Annotated in this window: 21 protein-coding genes; 12 read left to right on the top strand and 9 right to left on the bottom strand. The window is 63.1% G+C overall.

The window, feature by feature from the left end:
- The first annotated feature begins 46 nt into the window (after positions 1-46).
- The 3 genes from ACN9MW_RS09285 to ACN9MW_RS09275 all read left to right on the top strand — a co-directional run bounded on the left by ACN9MW_RS09285 (position 47) and on the right by ACN9MW_RS09275 (position 2,887).
- Positions 47-1,909 carry a methyl-accepting chemotaxis protein gene (locus tag ACN9MW_RS09285; protein ID WP_426170129.1) on the top strand — a complete coding sequence of 621 codons (1,863 nt, stop codon included), beginning with the start codon at positions 47-49 and terminating at the stop codon, positions 1,907-1,909.
- Positions 1,910-2,052: 143 nt separating this feature from the next.
- A complete protein-coding gene (locus ACN9MW_RS09280) occupies positions 2,053-2,451 on the top strand; it encodes a VanZ family protein (RefSeq protein ID WP_426170126.1) in 399 nt (132 codons plus the stop codon).
- 76 nt (positions 2,452-2,527) lie between these two features.
- A complete protein-coding gene (locus ACN9MW_RS09275) occupies positions 2,528-2,887 on the top strand; it encodes a hypothetical protein (protein WP_426170124.1) in 360 nt (119 codons plus the stop codon).
- Here the strand turns inward: ACN9MW_RS09275 and ACN9MW_RS09270 are convergent.
- From ACN9MW_RS09270 to ACN9MW_RS09260, 3 genes are all read right to left on the bottom strand, one after another.
- Positions 2,884-3,825 (bottom strand): TraB/GumN family protein, encoded by a 942-nt coding sequence (locus ACN9MW_RS09270; RefSeq protein WP_426170122.1) that lies wholly within the window; start codon positions 3,823-3,825, stop codon positions 2,884-2,886. The two genes, ACN9MW_RS09275 and ACN9MW_RS09270, sit on opposite strands and share 4 nt — an antisense overlap.
- Positions 3,826-3,957: 132 nt before the next feature.
- Positions 3,958-5,454 (bottom strand): dipeptidase, encoded by a 1,497-nt coding sequence (locus ACN9MW_RS09265; protein WP_426170119.1) that lies wholly within the window; start codon positions 5,452-5,454, stop codon positions 3,958-3,960.
- 4 nt (positions 5,455-5,458) lie between these two features.
- Complete coding sequence (locus ACN9MW_RS09260) at positions 5,459-6,172, bottom strand: substrate-binding periplasmic protein (protein WP_426170116.1); 714 nt, start codon at positions 6,170-6,172, stop codon at positions 5,459-5,461.
- A 55-nt stretch (positions 6,173-6,227) separates the two neighbouring features.
- On the opposite strand from ACN9MW_RS09260, the gene ACN9MW_RS09255 reads away from it, so the two are divergent.
- Positions 6,228-7,406, top strand: coding sequence for an MFS transporter (locus ACN9MW_RS09255; RefSeq protein ID WP_426170113.1), 1,179 nt, complete (start codon positions 6,228-6,230; stop codon positions 7,404-7,406).
- On the opposite strand, the gene ACN9MW_RS09250 is transcribed toward ACN9MW_RS09255, so the two are convergent.
- Genes ACN9MW_RS09250 through ACN9MW_RS09235 form a run of 4 tightly spaced genes read right to left on the bottom strand, consistent with a single transcriptional unit; the run spans position 7,403 to position 10,101 of the window.
- Positions 7,403-7,864, bottom strand: coding sequence for a hypothetical protein (locus ACN9MW_RS09250; RefSeq protein WP_426170111.1), 462 nt, complete (start codon positions 7,862-7,864; stop codon positions 7,403-7,405). The two genes, ACN9MW_RS09255 and ACN9MW_RS09250, sit on opposite strands and share 4 nt — an antisense overlap.
- Complete coding sequence (locus ACN9MW_RS09245) at positions 7,861-8,754, bottom strand: hypothetical protein (RefSeq protein WP_426170109.1); 894 nt, start codon at positions 8,752-8,754, stop codon at positions 7,861-7,863. Before ACN9MW_RS09245 ends, ACN9MW_RS09250 begins: the two co-directional genes overlap by 4 nt.
- Complete coding sequence (locus ACN9MW_RS09240) at positions 8,754-9,545, bottom strand: hypothetical protein (protein WP_426170106.1); 792 nt, start codon at positions 9,543-9,545, stop codon at positions 8,754-8,756. Before ACN9MW_RS09240 ends, ACN9MW_RS09245 begins: the two co-directional genes overlap by 1 nt.
- Before the next feature lie 43 nt (positions 9,546-9,588).
- Complete coding sequence (locus ACN9MW_RS09235; protein ID WP_090443139.1) at positions 9,589-10,101, bottom strand: DUF6160 family protein; 513 nt, start codon at positions 10,099-10,101, stop codon at positions 9,589-9,591.
- A 450-nt stretch (positions 10,102-10,551) separates the two neighbouring features.
- Between ACN9MW_RS09235 and ACN9MW_RS09230 the strand changes: the two genes are divergently transcribed.
- From ACN9MW_RS09230 to ACN9MW_RS09200, 7 genes are read left to right on the top strand one after another with little or no spacing between them, the layout of a single operon-like run.
- Entirely contained in the window at positions 10,552-11,319 is a 768-nt protein-coding gene (locus tag ACN9MW_RS09230) for a C39 family peptidase (RefSeq protein ID WP_426170103.1), read from the top strand.
- Between the two features lie 10 nt (positions 11,320-11,329).
- Positions 11,330-12,337: a transporter gene (locus ACN9MW_RS09225; RefSeq protein ID WP_426170100.1), complete on the top strand. Its 1,008-nt coding sequence runs from the start codon at positions 11,330-11,332 to the stop codon at positions 12,335-12,337.
- Between the two features lie 10 nt (positions 12,338-12,347).
- The gene (locus tag ACN9MW_RS09220) at positions 12,348-13,949 is read left to right on the top strand and encodes an OmpP1/FadL family transporter (protein ID WP_426170098.1); all 1,602 of its coding nucleotides are present in this window, start codon (positions 12,348-12,350) and stop codon (positions 13,947-13,949) included.
- Between the two features lie 11 nt (positions 13,950-13,960).
- Complete coding sequence (locus tag ACN9MW_RS09215) at positions 13,961-14,494, top strand: DUF2059 domain-containing protein (RefSeq protein WP_426170096.1); 534 nt, start codon at positions 13,961-13,963, stop codon at positions 14,492-14,494.
- A 15-nt stretch (positions 14,495-14,509) separates the two neighbouring features.
- Entirely contained in the window at positions 14,510-15,469 is a 960-nt protein-coding gene (locus ACN9MW_RS09210) for an AraC family transcriptional regulator ligand-binding domain-containing protein (protein ID WP_426170094.1), read from the top strand.
- Entirely contained in the window at positions 15,456-16,160 is a 705-nt protein-coding gene (locus tag ACN9MW_RS09205) for a hypothetical protein (protein ID WP_426170092.1), read from the top strand. Before ACN9MW_RS09210 ends, ACN9MW_RS09205 begins: the two co-directional genes overlap by 14 nt.
- Positions 16,157-16,801: a hypothetical protein gene (locus ACN9MW_RS09200; protein WP_426170090.1), complete on the top strand. Its 645-nt coding sequence runs from the start codon at positions 16,157-16,159 to the stop codon at positions 16,799-16,801. Before ACN9MW_RS09205 ends, ACN9MW_RS09200 begins: the two co-directional genes overlap by 4 nt.
- A 10-nt stretch (positions 16,802-16,811) precedes the next feature.
- Here ACN9MW_RS09200 and ACN9MW_RS09195 read toward each other — a convergent pair whose 3' ends face one another.
- Positions 16,812-17,627, bottom strand: a complete 816-nt coding sequence (locus ACN9MW_RS09195) for a DUF4019 domain-containing protein (RefSeq protein ID WP_426170088.1) — start codon at positions 17,625-17,627, stop codon at positions 16,812-16,814.
- Between the two features lie 81 nt (positions 17,628-17,708).
- Between ACN9MW_RS09195 and ACN9MW_RS09190 the strand changes: the two genes are divergently transcribed.
- Positions 17,709-18,458 (top strand): FCD domain-containing protein, encoded by a 750-nt coding sequence (locus ACN9MW_RS09190; protein WP_426170085.1) that lies wholly within the window; start codon positions 17,709-17,711, stop codon positions 18,456-18,458.
- On the opposite strand, the gene ACN9MW_RS09185 is transcribed toward ACN9MW_RS09190, so the two are convergent.
- Positions 18,444-19,820 carry a PLP-dependent aminotransferase family protein gene (locus ACN9MW_RS09185; protein ID WP_426172162.1) on the bottom strand — a complete coding sequence of 459 codons (1,377 nt, stop codon included), beginning with the start codon at positions 19,818-19,820 and terminating at the stop codon, positions 18,444-18,446. The genes ACN9MW_RS09190 and ACN9MW_RS09185 overlap by 15 nt on opposite strands.
- Between the last annotated feature and the right edge of the window lie 166 nt (positions 19,821-19,986).

Genomic DNA, 19,986 nt, shown 5'->3' with positions numbered 1-19,986 from the left:
GACCTGGCAATCCTGGGAGAATGCGGTGGCCACCCTGCTGGATAGGATGAAACTATGGCAACGCTTTGTAGTGCTGGGCATCATTGCCGTGTTGCTGGTCGCGCCACCGTTCTATTTGTTCTTATCGGAAAACAGCCGCAGCCTCCACTTTTCCGCCGTCGAGCAGACCGGTCTCAAACCGGGCGCCCAGGCGCTCGACCTGCTGCAAAGCATCCAGCAGCACCGTGGCCTGTCGGCAGCCTTCGTCGGTGCCGGCCAGCTCGCCAGTGAACGCAGCGCCAAAGAGGCCGAAGTCAACCGCCTGCTGCTTGGCATGTCGTCCATGCTGGCCGAGGGCGATGGCCAGGACCGCAAAATGTTCGCCCGCATCCGCGACGAGTGGAGCGCCCTGGCGCGCGATGTCAGCACGCGCAGCCTGGCCACGGTGGAGAGCTACCAGCGCCATACCGCCCTGTGCGAATTCATCCTGCTCTTCATCGAACAGCTGGCTGACCAGTCCGGCCTCTCGCTCGATCCCGACGCCGACTCCTACTACCTGATGCGCGCCACGTATTTCGACCTGCCGCGCGTGGCCGAAGACCTGGGTCAGATGCGTGCCCGCGGCGCCGGCTTCCTGGCCACCCGCAAGATCGACATCGAAGGCCGCGCCATCATGTACAGCCTGCTCAGCAAGGCGCGCCATTCCAGCGCTGGCATGCAGCGCACCATGGGCAAGGCTTATGCCGCCAATCCTGTGCTGAAGCAGAAGCTGGACATTCCGGTCACCGCCGCCGCCGCTGCCGCTGCCGAAGTGACGGAACTGGCGCGTACCCGCATCGTCATGGCCGATACGCTGGACTACGCCGCGCCGGATTACATCGCCGCCACCACGCGCGCCATCGACCAGCAATTCAGCGCCAACGATACCGCCTTCGCCCTGCTGTCGGCCCACATCGAACAGCGTTTGCATGAGCAAAACAAGACACGCCAATTGCTCACCGGCGGCATCATCGCCATTGCCACGCTGGCGATCCTGGTCGGCTACGCGATCAGCCACCACCTGATTTACCAGATCGGCGGCGAGCCATCGGAGGTATGCCAGGTATTGCAGCAAGTCGCACAGGGCGACCTGACGCAGCGCATGCAGTTGCGTCGGGACGACCGCCGCAGCCTGGCTTATATGGTGCAGGACATGGCCCAGCGCCTGCACGCCACCGTGACCAGCGTGCGCCAGTCGGCTGATACGCTGGCCAACGCGGCAGCACAGGCCAGCGCCACTGCGCAAGCCCTGAGCACCAGTTCCACCGAGCAGGCAGCCAGCGTGGAACAGACCAGCGCTTCAATCGAAGAAATGAGCGCGTCGATTTTCCAGAACCATGAGAACTCGCGCGTGACGGACGAGATGGCGGCACGCGTGGCCGGCTACGCGGATGAAGGCGGCGACGCCGTGGCGCGCACCGCGACGGCGATGCAGCAGATCACCAGGGAAATCGCAATCATCGACGATATCGCCTACCAGACCAACCTGCTGGCGCTGAATGCCGCCATCGAGGCCGCCCGCGCGGGCGAACATGGACGAGGCTTCGCCGTGGTGGCGGCGGAAGTGCGCAAGCTGGCCGAGCGCAGCCAGGCCGCTGCGCAGGAGATCAGCGGCGTGGCGCAGGACAGCGTGGCCGTGGCCAACCTCGCCGGCAAGCTGCTGAAGGAAATCGTGCCCGGCATCCGCAAGACTTCCGAGCTGGTGCAAGAGATCAACGCGGCTTCGCGCGAACAAAGCAGCGGCGCCAGCCAGATCAGCGAAGCGATCAACCAGCTCAGCGAAACCACCCAGCGCAATGCCGCTGCCGCCGAACAGCTTGCGGCCACTGCGGAAGAACTGGCGGGCCAGGCCGACATCCTGCTCGACGCTGTGGCTTTCTTCAAAGTTTGAACGAAGATTGATTTATGTCATGGTGCTGTCACAGCCAATCCCTATAATGGACACATCTGCTGCACACGCAATCGATATGCGTGGCGCCAGAAGGTGCGCCGGCCTTGTGCCGGCGCAACCGCTTCCGTGGTATCTTCCCACCCATGCAAAAATTCCTGACCTTGCTGTTCCTCAGCGACGCCCACGCACGCTTGCGCTTCTGGGGCGCCATCACCCTCTTCGTACTTAACTGCATCATCGGATCGATTCCCGGCGCCCGTGCCGAAGCGGCGGAATATGCCAGCGGCGTGGTGCTGCACAGCTTCGGCTATTCGGTACTGGCTTTCATGCTGTTCACCGGCTGCAAGGGCGAGCCGCCGCAGCGCGCGCTGAAGGCGGTGTTCGGCATCGCCGTCATGGGCGCCATCGATGAATTCGTTCAATCCTTCTTCCCCTACCGCCACGGCTCGGTGGATGACTGGCTGGTCGACATGTCGGCTGCCATCATCGCCGCGACGCTGATGTGGGCCTTGTGGAGCTTGCGCAAGCGCCCCGCCGCTTGACGTGCGTCGGCCGTTGACGGAACGGCGTACACTTCCCCGGCGCGCAGACCTTACGTGGGCTTCTTATGGAGGATGTATGAAACTTTCCGTAATCATGCTGGTGAGCCTGGCCCTGGCGGGCTGCGCCCATGACAGCAGCAGGAAAACCGCCAGCATGGATCAGGACACCAGCACCTCGACGGCCAGCGCTTCGGAAGGAAGCCCGCTTGCCGGCAACTGGGATGGCGTGGTGCAGTCGATCGACCCGGCAGGTTCGATGTCGGCAGGCGGTGCGGTTGGCGCAGCGGCGGCCGGCAGCGGCAGTGGTTACCGCGTCACCGTGAAAAAGGCCGACGGCTCCATCGAGACCGTGAATGTGGACAGCATGCCCAGCTATCGCGTGGGCGACAACGTCCGCTATGCGAACGGTTCGCTGAGCACCAGCCCGAAATATTAGTAGACCTTTTCGACCTGGTAGCCGTGCTGGCGCAGCAAGGCCGGCACGCCTTTGTCGCCAACCAGGTGCAACAGGCCGATGCCGATGAAGGCGTCGCCTTTGCGCATGATCGCTTCAATATTGGCTGCCATTTCCGGATTGCGCTTGCCCAGCAAGGTGCGGTCCATGAAGCGGGCGGACACCGTGTCGCCCGTGGTCAACTCCCGCGTCAGCGCCGCGATGCGTGAAGCATCGGCCGCGCCCCATGCGTCCACCAGGCCTGCCGATTTGCGCAGCGCTGCCCCGCTGTCGATATCGGCGATGTTCTCCAGCAGGTAGGCTTCCTGCTGCGCATCGCTCAGTGAGCCGAACAGGCCAAGCTGGTAATCGGCGGTTTCCAGTTCCTGCAATGGCTTCTTTTGCCGCGTGGCGTTGCTCAGCAAATAGCCTTCCACGCCCAGGCCGCGGTTGAAGCCGCCCTTTTCGATTTCCTGTCCTACCAGGATATTCGCCACCACCCATGGGCGGTAATGCTCGACGCTGGACAGCGGCAGCTTGACCTTGTCCAGCGCGACCTGCAGCCTGGCCAGGGCGGCGGGCGACAAGTGGTCGCGAATGGTTTGCCCGGCCGGGTACTGGCCATGCCGTTCCAGCGCGCGATAATAAGGGCCGCTGGCGCGCACGTCGAGCTCGAGCACCAGCGAACTGGACTTGGCCAGCGCTTCGGTGACTTCAGGCTCTAAAGGGAAGAAGTCCTGCTTGCCCACGTGGATGGTGCCGAACAGGTAAGAGGTTTTGCCTTCGTGATGCACGCGGTACAGCGTGCCGCGGCGCGGCACGTCGTTGACCTGGATGGCATCCGCGGGCGCGGCGGAATTCGCCGGCGGGATACTCATATCCATGGTGTGTGCCGACAGGGAAAATGACAATGCAGTCAGGAAGACAAGCTTGCGGAACATGGCATCTTTTCATGGGATGCCTGTAGCGCAGCCAGGCATGGGCTGAAGGCTTCCGGTGCGAAAGCCTTGTTGCCCATGGTAAGGTCATTTGCTGCCGTAAAGCAATACTCGTTTCGCCAACAATGTCGACATTTACTTCGCCAGCTCGACCAGGACTGCGGTGTACATTTCCAGGTTGAGAAGTAATTGCTTTTCCGTTATGAACTCATGCTCCGAGTGGCCGGTATAGACTTTGCCCGGCATGGTCGGGCCGAAGCTCACTGCACGCGGGAACAGGCGCGAGTTGGTGCCGCCGCCAATGGCGATCGGCTGGGGATCCTTGATGCCGGTGTAGTGCGAGAACACCTTCATCAGGGTTGGCAACTGCGGCGCCTTGTCCTGCACCCAAGGCTCGCCGATCTGCGCGGCCAGGGTCGCGCGCGGCTGGTTTTCCGCCTTCCAGGCGTCAAAGGCCTCATTGATTTCCGCCGTCAGCTGGGCTGTTGTTTTTCCGCGCGGGCGGCGCAGGTTGATGCCCAGGACCAGCCCCTTGTCGCTTGCCTTCAACGTGGTCGGAGCTACCGTCATCGGCCCCATGAAGTCATCGCTGTAGGCAATCTTGCCGAACTTCTCACCTTGCAGGCCGGTGCCGATCATGTCGTTGACGAAATCGACCATCATGCCGGCCTGGCTGGCGCCCCAGTGCTGCACGTCCAGCGCATCGGCCAGCATGGCGATGGCGTTCACGCCGTCCTCCGGCTTGGAAGAATGCGCGGCCAGGCCCTTGGCGGTGACGGTCAGTCGCGTTCCCTGCCACGCGTACTGGTAGCGCATGCCTTTCTGCTGCGCGGCGCGGGTGCGGATCGCCGTCTCCAGCGCCGCATCGGCATTGTCGATCACGGCGCGCGCATCTTCCGGGATCTGGCTGTCGAAGAAACCGCCGGTAAAGCTTGTCACCAGCGCCCCGCTGCCCGGCGCCGGCGCCATGTCCGGCAAGGTCACGCGCACGGCGCCCCAACCCTTTTCGGCCGTCACCGCTGGATATTCGGCGTCGATGGTGATGTTGGTCTGCGGCGGCGTATGGGTCTTGAGGAAGGCTTCCAGCTGCGCCCAGTCCGACTCCTCGGCCATGTAGATATACAGTTCGATGCGTTTTTTCAAGGGCACATTGCGGTCCTTGATCGCCTTCATCGCATACATGGCGGTGGCGATCGGGCCTTTGTCATCCTCGGTGCCGCGTCCCAGCAGCAAGCCTGGTTCGCTGGTGCGATCAAGCTTGAATGGCGACTGCTTCCACTTGCTCGGGTCGACCGGCTGCACATCGCCGTGGGTGATCACGCCAACCCGCTCCTTGCCTTCGCCCAGGCCGATCACCATGATGTAGCCATGGTCGGCGAAATCGAGTCCAAGGTGCCGGGCTTCTTCCTTGATGAAGCGCTTGAAGCCGATGTGCTGGGGGTTCTTCTCGAACGGTACCTTGTCGTCTGCCACGGTATTGAAGCTGACCATATTGGCCAGGCTGTCGATCACTTTTTCCCCGTAAGCCTGGCGGGCATGGCGCGCGGCGGCCGTGGCGTCGCTGCTGAGAGGCGTTGCGGCATGTGCGGTGGCAAAGGCCAGCGTGGTGGCTAGTGCGAGTCTCTTGATCATTGTGCTATTGGTAGTTGGACAGGATTTTGTTGATGGCGCCTTCGCGCACCAGCTGGGTGATGGCGGCGTCGACTTCTGCCAGGGCCACGCGGCCCTTTTCAGACACGGCGCAGCGCGTATAGTAGCTGCGCACTGCCAGCGGTTCATGGACGTTGACCTTCTCGCCCCTGTGCAGCTGGTAATCGTAGAACGATTTGATGGTGGCGACGTGGCGCAGGCGGCCGGCTGCCAGCTTGCGCAGGTTGGCCAGGTTGGAGTGCGCGTCGGCGCGCACGAAGCCGGACCCCATCGCCTTTTCCATTTCGGGATACTGGAAACCAAGTACCGTGCCGATCGGCTGGCCCCACAGTTCAAGCAGGCTTTGCGGCTGCGCCACAGTCCGCGAGGTAATGACTGTTTCAGTTTGCGGCATGAAGGCTTGCGTCCAGCCGAAGCGCCCCTGCAGCCATTCGGGCAGGTACATGCACAGCACGTCGCCCTGCCCTGATTCGAGCGCCATCGAGATGCGCTTGCGCGGCATCGCCAGGGTCACCGCCGTGCGGCCCATTTTTAGCGCCAGCGCTTCGGCCAGGTCCTTGTGGATGCCGCCAACGACTTCGCCGCCACGGATATCCGCCATCGGCATTTCTGTGCCGGTGTCCACCAGCATGATGACTTTTTCGGCACGTGCCGAAGCAGCAGTCAGCAGGGCTAGCGTAATGACGGAAATGGCTTTCATTTGGAAATATTAACCCACCAGCAGGCTTTGTGTTTCGGTGCTATCCTCCTGCGCCATGAAACAAGAGCATCACATCACCCCTGCCATGATCCTGCTGCTGGCTGTCGCCAGCGGCCTGATCGTCGCCAACCTGTACTACGCGCAGCCGCTGGTCGGCCCGATCAGCCGCGCCACCGGCATCGAACCCGGTGCCGCGGGCCTGATCGTCACGCTGACGCAGATCGGCTACTGTCTGGGCCTGGCTTTCATCGTTCCCCTGGGCGACCTGCTGGAAAACCGCCGCCTGACCGTGACGCTGCTGGGCGCAGCCTCGCTGGCGCTGCTCGGCGCAGCGATGGCCGGCAATGCCGCGACCTTCCTCGCGGCGGCCTTCCTGATCGGACTTTGTTCGGCCGCGGCGCAGGTGCTGGTGCCGTTTGCCGCCCACCTGTCAGCCCCGGAACATCGTGGCCAGACGGTGGGCACGGTAATGAGCGGGCTGCTGCTGGGGATCATGCTGGCGCGGCCGGTATCAAGTCTGGTGACCGACGCGCTGGGCTGGCATGCAATCTTCTTCATCTCCACTGCTGCCATCGCGGTGCTGGCCGTGGTGCTGCAACTACGCTTGCCGCAGCGCCGGCCGGAGGGCGGCTACCGCTATGGCGGATTGCTAGCCTCCATGTGGACGCTGCTGCGCACCACGCCTGTACTGCGCCGGCGCGCGGCCTACCAGGCCTGCATGTTCGCCGCCTTCAGCCTGTTCTGGACCACGGTGCCGCTGGTGCTGGCCAGCCCCGCCTTCAACCTTTCGCAAACCGGCATCGCAATCTTTGCGCTGCTTGGCGTGGCAGGTGCGATCGCCTCGCCGATCGCCGGCCGGCGCGCCGACCAGGGCAAGAGCCGCTCGACCACCCTGATGGCGCTGCTGGCCGCTGCGGCAGCTTTTGGCGCGCCGCTCCTGCTGCATGGCGGCCGAGAGTTCACGCTGGTGCTGCTGGTATTGTGCGGGATCGTGCTCGACATGGGCGCCTCGGGCAACCTGGTCGTCGGCCAGCGCGCCATCTTCGCACTGGGCGCGGAAATGCGCAGCCGCCTGAATGGCCTGTATATCTCGATATTCTTCGCCGGCGGCGCCTTCGGCTCGTGGCTTGGCGGCTGGACCTGGGCCCGCTACGGCTGGAACGGCGTGCTGGTGGCGGGGCTGCTGTTTCCCTTGCTGGCGCTGCTGCTGTTCGCGACCGAGCGCCGCGATTAATGCGCCCACATGCGGAACTCGCCCTGCATCTGCAGGTTGCCGTTGATATTGACGCTGCCAAGGTTGCCGGTGACGGCGGCGTTGGGGTCGTTCTGCACGCTCATTGATTCGAAGCCGAAGTTTGTGTAGCGCATTTGCGACGGCAGCGTGATGGCGATGTAATCGCCGCTGCCGTCGGGGCGGGCTTGTACGTTCAGGCCGATGGCAAACATGTCGACCGTGCCGCGCACATTGCGCAGCACGATGTAGCGCGGCTGGCCGCCATCGTGGAAGCCCAGCGACAGGCGGCTGTCGGTCACGGCGCCAACCAGGGTCGGATCGTTCACTACCACATGGGCGGCAAAGCTGATGCCGTCGCGGGCGCTGACGCCGGAAAGCTCGCTGTCGTCGAGCGGACGGGAGGGTGCGGCCTGCAGCAAGGCCGGGACCAGCAGCAATAGCGGGGCAAGTCTCGTCATTGGCGGAATTTGATATCGAGGTAGTTGATCTGGATATTGCCGATGCGGGAAGAACCCAGGTCCACGTTGCCGCTGGGCGAGGTGAAGCTGATCTTGCCGATTTCAATGCCCCCGCTGGCTGCCTGGCCGGTGCCGTACTGCGCATCCGGCGCGCCGATGCCGATGTGCAGGCGCGGGCCGTTCTCGTCGGCCAGGGCATTGACCAGCGCGGGCTGGCGCGCAACGTCGGCAATCATCCAGGGCTGGCCGGTGAAGTTGCCGTTTTCGTCGGTGGCGCCGATGCGGATGTTATCCAGCGCCATCTGGCCCAACGTATTGGCGCGGCCGTTCGGGCGCATTGCCCACTGTCCGATGTCCATGCGCATCGCTACGCCAAGGGCAAGGCCGTCCTGCGTGCGTGGCGTGGAGAATTGCCAGCCGCCGCCATACAAGGCCAGGTCGCTTGCCACGATGGAACCGCCATCGCGGTCGATGCCGTCGGCATTCACGCCAAAGTCGAAGGCAAGCTGCCATTTCTGTTCGCCGTTGGCATTTTGCGGCAAGGAGAACTGCGCGACGTCGGCCAGGCCATTGGTGCTGCGCACGATGTCGAAGCGGTAGGGATCGGAGAACGGCGTCGCACTGTCGCTGCGCGATGCGCTGGGGTTGCCGGCCCAGATGCTGGCGCCGTCCGGACGCGTATAGGTCACGCGCATGTCGCCATTCATGGAAAAGCCGTTCAGGTCGAAGCTGACGCCATCGCGCCCCCGCACGTCCGACAGCGCGCTGTCGTTCAGCGGGCGCAGGCCGTCAGCCAGCACCAGCGCAGGCGCCAGCGCCCAGCATACAAGCGCGGCCCTGGCAGCGGCTGCGGGGAGTGCAGTCAGCGAGGAGCGGCGTGCACGCTGCATCAGCGCCCCACCGACACGGTTGGCGCAGCCAGCGTCACTGCAGGGGCCACGGGCCCCGGGACTTGCGCTGCGGGCAGGTTGGTGAGCGACACCAGCTTGTCGCGCCAATTGAGCCAGACGCCCGACTGCGCGGTATCAGGCATCTGCGTGGTGCCGCTCGGCGCCTGGAACTGCACGCCCGACTTCAGCACGGAAATCCAGAAATCGCGGCTCGGCCCCGAAGCGTCGCCCGCGCGCACGCCGACCAGGGAGCTGGCGCCATCCCAGCGCTTGCCGCCGCCGGCATCGGCATGCGAATCGATGGCGGCCGGCTGGCCGTTCGCGTCCACGCCGCTGACCAGCAGCGAACCGGAAAGGCTGTTCACCTTCAGGCCCACGTCGCCCTTGATGCTGTCGAAGCCCATGCGCATGCCCACTACTTCGCGTGGCGCATTGGCATCGCCCGTGTTGCGGTACACGACTTCGAAATACGGATTGGTGATCGAAACCTTGCTGCCGTTCTGCCCGAACTGCAGGGCCGGCATGTCGATATCGGCGCCCGTCCCCTCACGCGAAGGAAAGCGGTAATCGCCAAGGCGAATGTTACGCAAGCTCGCATTCATTTCCACGTCCGCGTCCAGCGCGATGCGCGTGAAATCGAAGCCGCCAAGCGTGCTGTTGCTCACTGCCAGCAAGCCCTGCCCGCGCGCGCGCGACAGGTCGTCGTCGCTCATGGGCCGCAGTTGCGCAGAAGCCGGTGCGCAGAAAAAGGCGGCCGCGAGGGCGGCCGCAAAGAGACGGGATTCCATCATCAGGAACTTCGCAAAGCGGCCGCTCCCACGGCCGCTATTGCGATCAGTGTGCCCAGATCCACACTTGGGTGCCGCGCAGGTCGAGCTGGTTCATGGCCATCGAACCGTAGGAAGCATTGCTGCCGCCCATCTTGATTGCGTCAACGGAGATGTTCAGCAGTTTGCCTGCTGCCACTTGCACGTCGGCCGGGATCGCGATCTGCACCACGTCGCCGCCGGTTGCCGGGTTGTAGAAGGTGCCTGGGTTGGTCACGCCGGCAGCGCCGGCAGCCTGCAGGAAGGAGTTACGCGACAGGATGTCGATGGTTGCAGCGATCAGGCCATTGACCTTGATGCCGTTGAAGCTCACCGAACCGCCGCCCAGGCCGTTGGCATCCAGAGCGTCGGTGTCGGTGTAGACGAAGGATTCGACTTTGACGTTCAGGTTGGCGCCGATCGACACGCCGTCCTGGCCGGTAACTGCGCTCAGTTCTGCGTCTTTGATCGGGGTCATTGCGGATGCGGACAGGGCCAGGGTGGACAGGGCGATTGCTACAGCGGTGGTAATGCGTTTCATAAGGTTGATCTCCGTTCGAATAAGAATAATTTGGTTTGCTTGCTGCACCTGTTGCGCCTCCTTGCCGGTCCCGAACCTGGTAAGCCCGGGTTGGCGAAGCGCCGTCTTAATATTGTTCGAATATTAATTAAATTTATGATAGGTGGCGCCGCCGCACAGGGTCTAGCGTTTCCCACTGACCGCACAGGCCAAACAATTGTCCTGGGGAGCCACACAGAGGAAGAGCGCTGTTGTGCGCATGTTGCTCGCTTTAGCATAAGTTTTCGGGTGCGAAGTAGAGGTGTGCATCTAATTTTTATGCATCGTGCAAGCCACGAAACGTGCGTAAATAAATAACAAAAGAGCAAGGACGAACGTTCGTCCAGATTACATTGGAGACGCCATGGGAGCAGGATTCGACGCGCGCGCGACGCGCAAGGGCAGCGCTTACCCCAACGATCGGGAGCTGCCATGCTGATGCTGTTGATGGGGGTCCTGGCAGCCCTGATTGGCGGCTCCGCCGCCCTCTCCCGCCACGAGGTGCAGGAGCGTCCCAAAGGCCAGTACGAGATGCCGCAAACAATGCTGGGCGGCGGCAGCTATTCGCAGGCCGTGAGCATGGAGCCGTTCTCCGAACTCAAGTACCGCCACATCGTGCGCCAGGCCTATGACTACAGCTGCGGTTCGGCGGCCCTGGTCACCATCCTCAAGTTCCACCTCGGCCTCGACGTCACCGAGCAGCAAGCCATGGAAGGCATGCTGGAAAAAGGCGAGAAGGAAAAGATCATCGAGCGCCGCGGCTTCTCGCTGCTGGACATGAAGCGCTACGCCGCTTCGCTCAACGTGCCCGCCGCCGGCTACAAGGCCGAAGTAAAAGACCTGCTGACGCTGGAAGAACCGGCCATCGTGCCGATCGACTATGCCGGCGCCAAGCACTTCGTGGTCTTGCGCGGCATTCGCAATGGCGTGGTCTTCATCGCCGATCCCTCCGCCGGCAACCTGGCCTTCTCGGTAGAGGAATTTGCCACGCTGTGGGACAAGAACACCCTATTCATCCTGTCCGCGCCGGCCGGACAGAAAGCGCCGGCACAACTGGCGCTGAATGACCAGGAACTGGGCGTGGTCGACATGGACCGCGTCACCAACCATGGCCAGCTCGATCCCTTCAACAACACCACGCAACTGCTGGAACGTGCCGTCAACTCCGGCCCGGCCCGCACCTGGATGCACCGTCAATAAGGAAACGCGAATGAAATATCAGTACCTGCCATTCATGCTTGCCACCGCCCTGCTGGTGCATTCGACCGCCGGCGCGCAGGAAAGCACGGCAGCCAACACCACCGCCGCCGCACGCGACGCGCTGGCGAAGAAGGAAGGCGAAGGCGACCAGAGCGCCCTGCTGAAGGAAACCCTTACCGCAGTCGATAAGCAGTATTCCCTGATCCGCAAAGGCAAATCGCAATACACCTATGACCTGAACTACACCTACATCGGCCAGGAAAAAATCGTCACCGACATCGCGGCCGACGGCCTGACCCTGTTCGAAATCGAGAACGTATCGGCCCACGTGGTCACCAACACCTTGTCGGTCGACTACGGCGTGTGGGACAACCTGACCGCCAACGTGACCCTGCCCGTGATCGGCAAGTTCGCCGAGTCGCGCAACGGCAACAACACCTCATTCTCGCTGGGCGACATCGCCATCGGCGCCCGCTACCAGCCGTGGGAAGCACGGCGCGACCGCGCCAACTTCACCGCCACCAGCAACCTGCGCCTGCCCACCGGGCGCAGCCCGTTCAAGATCATCGCCGGCAGCGGCGAAGCAACCGGCAGCGGTGTCGCTTCGCTGTCGCTGGGCATGAACGTCAACCGCATCGTCGATCCGGTGGCGCTGTTCGGCTCCCTGTCGCTGACCGCCAGCAGCCAGGCTACCGGCCTGCACCAGGCCAACGGCACTCGCGTGCTGACGCGTGTGGCGCCGGGCACACAGTTCGGCTTCGGCATGGGCTTCGCCTATGCCCTGTCGTATGGCATTTCTACAACGATGTCCTTCCAGGGCGCGATCTCGCAGGGCGCGAAGTTGCGTTTTGCCGACGGCCTGAACGTGCGCACCAATACGCAAACCTCGGCCATCCTGAACTTCGGCATGGGCTACCGCATGTCGCCGAAGAACACCGTCAATATGTCGGTTGGCATCGGCCTGACCAGCGACTCGCCTAACTTCTCGGTGGGCCTGAACCTGCCGCTGGCATTCTGACGAGGCAGCAATGCGAGCCCCGCTCCGCCTGGCGGCATGTGCCGCCGCGCTTGCCCACGTTCTGCCCGCGCATGCCGCGCTGGTGGAAAACCTGACCACCAGCGTGGTGGCCATGTCGCTCGGGAACGCCGTGACGGCAGACCCGCCCGGCATCGACTCGGTGCACTTCAACCCTGCAGGACTGGCGCGCCTGCAGGGCGACAGCATGCAGCACACGGCGTTCGGCGCCTCGATCCGCGCCCGCGCCGGCTTCTCGGCGCCGGCCGGCTTCGATATCGGCGGCTGGAGGGACGATCCGCTCAGCGGCACCCACACCGGGCCGATGCGGCAAGCGATGTATGTGCCGACTTACGGCATGCCGGGCTGGCGCTTGCCCGGGGTGGTGGTGCCGACCTTCGGCTTCGCATGGAATAATCCGGGCTCGCCGTGGACTTTCGCCACCAATTCCTACATGGCGCAGGCGATCAGCCTTGACCGCACCAAGGATCCGGAAGACCCGGGCCGCTTCGACGGGCGCCAGATCCAGTTGCAAAGGCTGGTGTGGGCCTCGCCAGCCGTCGGCTACAAGTATTCGGACACGCTGCGATTCGGCGCCGCCGTGCCGATCGCGCACTCGGCCTTCGTAGTCGATACGCATATGCGCTTCCCCAACCAGTTGCTGGGCATCTTCGGCAAGCTGCAGGAAGGCTGGTGCCCGGAAGAAGGCGGCAACATCATCGACACCTTCGGCTTCGGCCTGTGCGGCGGCGGCAAGGCCGGCATGGTCAACCCGTTCAAGAAAGCTGCGGCGATGCGGCTGGAAATGACCTCGCCGGTCGACCCGACGCTGAACCTGGGCGTGCTGTGGGAGCCGCAGCCGTGGTTCGCGCTGGGCGCGGTCTACCAGGGCGGCTCGAAGACCCGCTATACCGGGCATTACACCTTCGAGACCGAGCCGATGCTGCGCAATTTCGTCAAAGGCCTCAATTCCAGCCTGTTCGGGCCCGTGGCAGGCGCCATCCTCGGCCTGCCGCAGTCGATCCCGGAAGTCCAGCACGGCTACATGTCGGCCAGCATCCCCTTCCCTGCGCACCTGCAGGTCGGCGTCAAATTCAAACCGGTGCGCTACGTGCAGCTGAACGTAGACGCCAGCTACGCGCGCTGGAGCGACTGGAACCAGCTGGTGTTCGAATTCGACCAGAGCATCAAGCTGCTGGAAGTGGCGCGCCTGTACGGCGTTCCGGATTCGACCAAGCTGAAGATCCCGCGCGGCTACAAGAGCGTGCTGAATATGGGCTACGGCCTGCAGTTGTTCCCGTTCGAAGGCGTGGCGCTGCGCCTGGGCTACGAACCGCGCAAGACCTCGGTCCCGGCCAACAAGATCGACCTGATCGCGCCGCTGCCGGATACCAAGCTGTATAGCGTGGGCCTGAACTGGCGTCTCAGCAAGAAATATGAGCTGAACCTGGCCGCCTCCTACATGACGGGCAAGTTCAATGCGCCGGCCGAATCGTCGGACAACATGAACAGCAGCAAATTCCTCAACATCATTTACAACCCATATGCCGGCCAGGACGTGGCTGGCGATATCAAGGTCCGGTACGCCGGATTCAGTCTTGTTGAACATTTCTAGGAGCGTTTGAGATGAAAAAACTCGCGACAATGATCGCCGCCCTGGCCATCGGGGGCACGGTGCACGCGGCGCCGGTACCGGCCGCGAAACAGGAGCTGGTGAACCGCGTGCTGCAGCTCTGGCACCCCGAGACCATCGGGGAGTCGATGCTGCAGGCGCCGGTAGGCGATGCGGTGCAGCAGGCCCGCGCCGTGCTGCAGGGCCGCGTATCACCGGAAAAGCGCGATGCCGCGCTGAAGGAGATCGTGGCCGATGCCCGCCAGTTCATGGACGAGAACAAGCCGCTGGCGCAGGCCAGCGCGCAGAAACTGGTCGGCACCACGGTGGCCCCGATGCTGGCCGAACGCTTCACGGAAGACGAACTGCGCCAGATCATCACCATCCTCGAATCGCCGGTGAAGAAAAAGTTCGAAGGCATGGTGCCCGAGCTGCAGAAGAAGCTGGGCGAAGGGGTTGCCGCCGATACGCGTGCCGTGATGGATCCCAAGCTGCAGGAACTGCAGCAGCGCATCGGCATGCGCCTTCGTAGTGCGGTGTCGCCCTGACCGGGAGAACAGGCCATGAGCTATTCCTCGGCTCTTCACCTGGTGCGCGGTGTGAAGTCGCGCCTTTCCCATTCCGGCGTTGAAGCGGAAGCGCTGTTCGAGCAAGCCGGCCTGAATGAAGGCGACGGCCTGGCCTGCGACGCGCTGACGCTGTCGGACAAACTCAGCCACCTGTGGGAGCTGGTGGTTGAACATTCGGGCGATCCGCTGATCGGCCTGAAGGTCTCTACCCCGCATCGCCTGGGCTGGCTGGGCGTGATGGGGCACATCATGCTGTTGTCGCCGACCGTGCAAAGCACGATCGAGCGCTGTCACGGCCATACGCGCGTCGGTATCCTGCTGCCCGGCCTGCAGCGCGTGGTGCCGCGCCAGCGCTACGACTTCGTCTGGTGCGTGCTGCTGCGCACCCTGCGCTGTGCCTCCGGCCGCGACGACGCCGTGCCGGTGAAGGTGGAATACGCCTTCCCGGAACCGGCCAATTCGGCATTCTTCGAAAATACCTTCGGCTGCCCGGTGTATTTCAACCGGCCTCACAATGTGATGGAGTTTTCCGACGCGGACATGGTGGCGGCACTGCCCAACGGCGGCATGCCGCTGCCCGGCCCCAAGCCGATCCTGGCCCAACTGGCCGAAGCGCAGCCGCCTGCATTCACAGCCCGTGTGCAAGAGATCCTCGCCTCACTGCTGCCGAAAGGACCGCCGCATCGCGACGCCGTGGCCGGCTTGCTGGCCATGAGCGAGCGTACCTTGCAACGGCGCCTGGCCGAGGAAGGCACCAGCTTTTCCAATGTGGTCGACGACACCCGGCGCGCGCTGGCGCGGCAATCGCTTGAAGCTGGCGAACTGTCGCTGAAGATGCTCAGCTTCCAACTGGGCTTTTCCGAACCGAGTGCGTTCTACAGGGCGTGCAAGCGCTGGTTCGGCATGACGCCTTCCGACCTGGCCAATCACGGAGAAAAACATGGCATGGTATAAACCGGAGCATCCTGCGCAACTGTTTGGCCAATTGCTGGTCAAGCACAAGCTGGTCACCGAAGAGCAGCTTCAAAGCGCGATCGAACATCAGCGGCAAACCGGCCAGCGGCTCGGCGAAATTTTCGCCGAGTGGGAGCTGGTCACGCACCAGCATGTGCAGGACATCCTGCGCAAGCAGCGCCGCGTGCGCATGGCGGCGGCGCTGATCGGGGCGATTTTTGCTCCACTGGAGGCTTATGCCGCCGAAACGCTGGCTACCGCCCCCATCACCATCAGCGCCCCGGCTGCAATCGTGCCCCGCGAAGGTTCGTTTGCGGCTCTGGCGGAAAGTGAACTCGACGCCGTGACAGCTCAAGGGCTTGATGAAGACCTGGTGCGCCAGGTGCGCGATCAGTTGAAACGTCATGGCGTGGAAGTGAGCGGAGACCTGGCCAAGCTGGTGAATCCGGTGCTTGGCATGATTGACTCCGAGGTCAGCGTGAATAACGTGGTGTACGCGCCGAACCGTGCGGCGACCACCGTCAATCCCGACGGCTCTTTGTCGCTGAACCTTCCGACCACGATCGGAGAAATCAATTTCAACAACATCCGCGTGCATGGCGCCGCGGGCAGCGGGCCGAGCTTCGGCAGCATCTCGATCAGGGGCATCGACCTGACCGGTACCGTCATCACGATGGCGCTCAAGCGATGAACCCCGCCGTCCGCCCCGTCGCAAAGCGCCTGCATCGCGCGCCTTGGCTGGCCCTGGCTGTCGCCCTGCCCACGATGGCGGCTACAGGCGCAGCCCCCCAGGCACCTGCGGTGTCCGCCCTGTCGGGCAATATTGTCCATGTGGCTGAGGCTCCAAGTCACGGCCTGCCCGGCAAAGCCTTCACTGCCTGGACGCTGGTCGCAGCTCCCGTCCCGCGCCTGTGCGCGATGGTTCAGGACTACGCCGCCTATTCCTCTTACATGCCCAATACAAAGAGCGCGCTGCCGGCTGGCGAAGGAGACGGCTACGTCCTGGTCGACATGACACTCGACCTGCCACTGGGACAGCAAAAGAAGTACCGCCTGCGACTGGAGCAGCAACAGCAGCCCGACGCCACCCAATGCAAACTCGCATGGCAGCTGGTGCCAACCGGCCTTGCGCCCGCAGACACCATTGCCGACACCGCCGGCTACTGGCTATTCACGCCGATCCCCGGCGAAAGCGGCAAGACGCTGGTTGAATATCATGTCTATGCCGACCCGGGACCGGTGCCATACGGCTTCGGCTGGATCGTCGAGATGATGAGCAAGCGCAGCCTCCCGCGCACGCTGGAAGCCCTGCGTGCGCAAGCGGCCAGGTAATGGGCCGCTATTACTCCGCGCAGCGAAACACTCCCTTCATTTTCAAGCGTTGTTCGGCCGTCAGCCGCGCCGCGGTTTCGTTGTAAATATAGTTCTCTTCCTCCCGCATCAGGAGGAAACTGCCGTCCGCCTGCTCGCTCCAGACCAGGTAGCCGCAGTAGGTCTCGGCATTGGTGAAACGGCCCGTGAAATCCACCGCTGCATAGGTGCCAGGCGCGCCGCTTTGCGAGCTGCGATAGATCGTAACTTTCTTCAGGTCACGCTGTTGCACACTGCCTGCCCGTGCAGCGCTCGCCGCCATGGCATCGCGCCATTCCTCAAACGTCCACTGCTGCCGCAAGCCGGCGCCAAGGCGCGCCCATGCCTCGGCATAGCGCGCCGCATCCTTCTCCGTAAAGTAGGCCTTGCTCAGCGCCTCGACGCGGGTTTTCTGGGAGGCTGTCGGTTGCCATGCTGGCGTCGCACTCACAGCCTTTGGTGGCGCCAGGGACTGCTGAAGCGCCGCGTTCATGCGGCGGAATTCTTCCAGCATGCTGTCACAGGCTTCGCGCTTTGCCTGGCATAGTGCATTCATCCTGATCGATGCCTGGCCGTTTTCCACAACCACCGTGCGCCGGACTGCCGCAGGATGGGCAGGATGCCCGGCCCGGGTGAAGGACCACAACGTATGGCTCGCTTTATCGTCTGCGACAGTCCAGCCGCCCTCCTCCGTGATCGCCACGTCGCTGCGTGCTTTCAGGGTCTCCAATGCTGCTGCGGCGCTGGGGTAGCCAATACTGTCAGGCGTCGCCGCAGCTGCGGACAGGAGTATCAGGAAATCAATCATGCATTGCAATATAGAGCACGGCGCGACAAAAGGTCAATTGTGGTAGCATCCGGCCGTCTGACCATTAAGCTGCGAGCCGCCATGCCATCCGCCCCACGCCTGTCCGATGTCGTCGCCACTGAACTGGAAACCCGTATCCTCGAAGGTTCGCTGAAGCCTGGCGACCGCCTGCCGTCCGAGCGCGAACTGGCAGTGGAGCTGGGCGTGTCGCGTCCCTCCCTGCGCGGCGCCCTGCAATCGCTGGTGGCCAAGGGGCTGCTGATCACGCGGCACGGCGGCGGAACTTTCGTGACCGACTCGATGCAAGCGGCATTCACCGACCCGTGGCAGCAGATGCTGAAAGACCATCCGGATATCCACGGCGACATGCTCGAATTCCGCTACATGCTGGAAGGCCAGGCCGCGCAACTGGCGGCGGAGCGCGGAACGGAAGAGGATTTCGAACGCATCCGCGCATGTCATGAAGCGCTGGAGCGAGCATTGGCGACGCAGGACCTCGAGCAATGCATCAAGACCGACGTGGAATTCCACCAGGCGATTGCAGAGGCCTCGCACAATGTGCTGATCGGGCATTTGAGCTCCAGCCTGCACAAGGTGATGGAAGGCCACGTGCAGAGCAACCTGGAATACCTGACGGCTCGCCCGGAACTGTGGGCGCAGCTTCAGGTGCAGCACCGCGCGATCTGGGAAGCGGTACGGGAACGAAGGATGGATATGGCGGAACACGCTGCCCACCACCATCTGGATTTCGTCAAGCAGACCATGCGCGAGACCCTGAAGAACGAAGAACGCCGCAGTGCGGCAACGCGGCGGCTGTCAGCCGGCGCGTAAGACTTCGGGCCGCCGCGCAAGCAGGTGCGACAGCTTTTGAAGACCCGCCTGCAAGCGCCCGCGATCCTTGATGCTACCCAAAGAGATCCGAATTGCGTTCACCGATCCGCTGCCGTTTGCAAATGCCTCTGCCGGCGTGACTGCAACGCCCTCGATCTCGGCTGCACGCACAAGTTGTGAGGGGCTCCAATACGCCGGCAACTCGAACCACACATGCAGGCCATCCCCTGCGCCGCTGTACCGCCCCGCCAGGAGATCCCGAGCCATCCGGTGGCGCAGGCACGCCTCCTTGCGCACGCCTTCCAGCAATCCGTCAGCCGAACCGGAAAGTATCCACTGAGTGGCCAGTGCGGCCGTCAGAGGAGCGACCATCAGCGCAAATGATCTAAGCGCGACCAGGAAACGTTCGAGTTCGTGCGGGTCGCGTATTAGCACGAAGGCGACACGCAAGCCGGGAGTCAGGCATTTCGACAGGGTTGAGATGTAGTACACCTGTTCCGGTGCAAACGTGGCAATAGGCGGTGGCGGGCTATCGGCAAGGAGCCAGTAGGGATCGTCCTCGACGATGCGCACATTGCAGCGCTTCGCAATGCCGGCGAGCTCATTGCGCCGGCGTTCCGGAATAGTGACGGCGGTCGGATTCTGTAAAGTCGGATTGAGGTAGACCAGACCAGGCCTGTGCATGCGGCATGCTTCCTCAAGCATCGCAGGCACCATCCCGTGCTTGTCCGCTTCCACCGCAATGATGCGCCGGCCGAATTGGGCCGCGGCGGCACGCAAGCCGGGATAACTCATTGGCTCTGCCAGGATAACGTCGCCAGGCTCCGTCAGCGCAAGGATCAATGCGGCGATCGCCGCTTGCGCCCCCGGGCAGACAACTAGCTGTCGGGAATCCGGATGTCCAAACATCGGTTCGAGCCACTTGGCTCCAGCCTTGCGGTCGGAGTTGCTTCCCCCGGCCAAGTGGTAAGTCATCAGCAATTCACTATCTGCCCTCATCAATACTTGCGACAAACCCTGTTTCAACATGTCGTCAAAGTCCACGCCATCCGGCGGCGGCGGGGTATTCATGCTCAGGTCGAGGATGGAGTCCAATTCAACTTTCGGCGCCGCGACATAGGTGCCTCGAGCGCCGCGGCCCTCCAACAAGTGGCGGCGCCTGGCTTCGTCGTATGCGCGCGTGATCGTCGTCAGGTCGACGTCCAGCTGTGCTGCCAATTGGCGCTGCGGAGGCAGGCGGTCTCCCGGTTTCAGCGAACCGCCTTCTACCGCTGCCTGCAACGCATCCGCGATCTGTAAAAAACGCGGCCCGCCATGCACAGCCAAGCGCGGCATCCAGATCGGCGAATTTTCATCTTGCATGGATTTCAACTGGGACATTTTGTCTCAATGTATGGAAATTGCTTTTGGGTAGTATGCCTCAGGTCGTGCAGCAATCGCTGGCACTCTCTCCTCTCTGATCAGCATTCGCAAATACGCAAAAAAGATGGAATGGATTCCAGTTGTCTTAGTTACGTTCAAGGTTCTC

It is taken from the genome of Pseudoduganella sp. R-34 (assembly GCF_049904655.1).
GTDB lineage: Bacteria > Pseudomonadota > Gammaproteobacteria > Burkholderiales > Burkholderiaceae_D > Rugamonas.
Note: the sequence above shows the minus strand (reverse complement) of the source record. Positions and strands in the feature narration are given on the sequence as shown.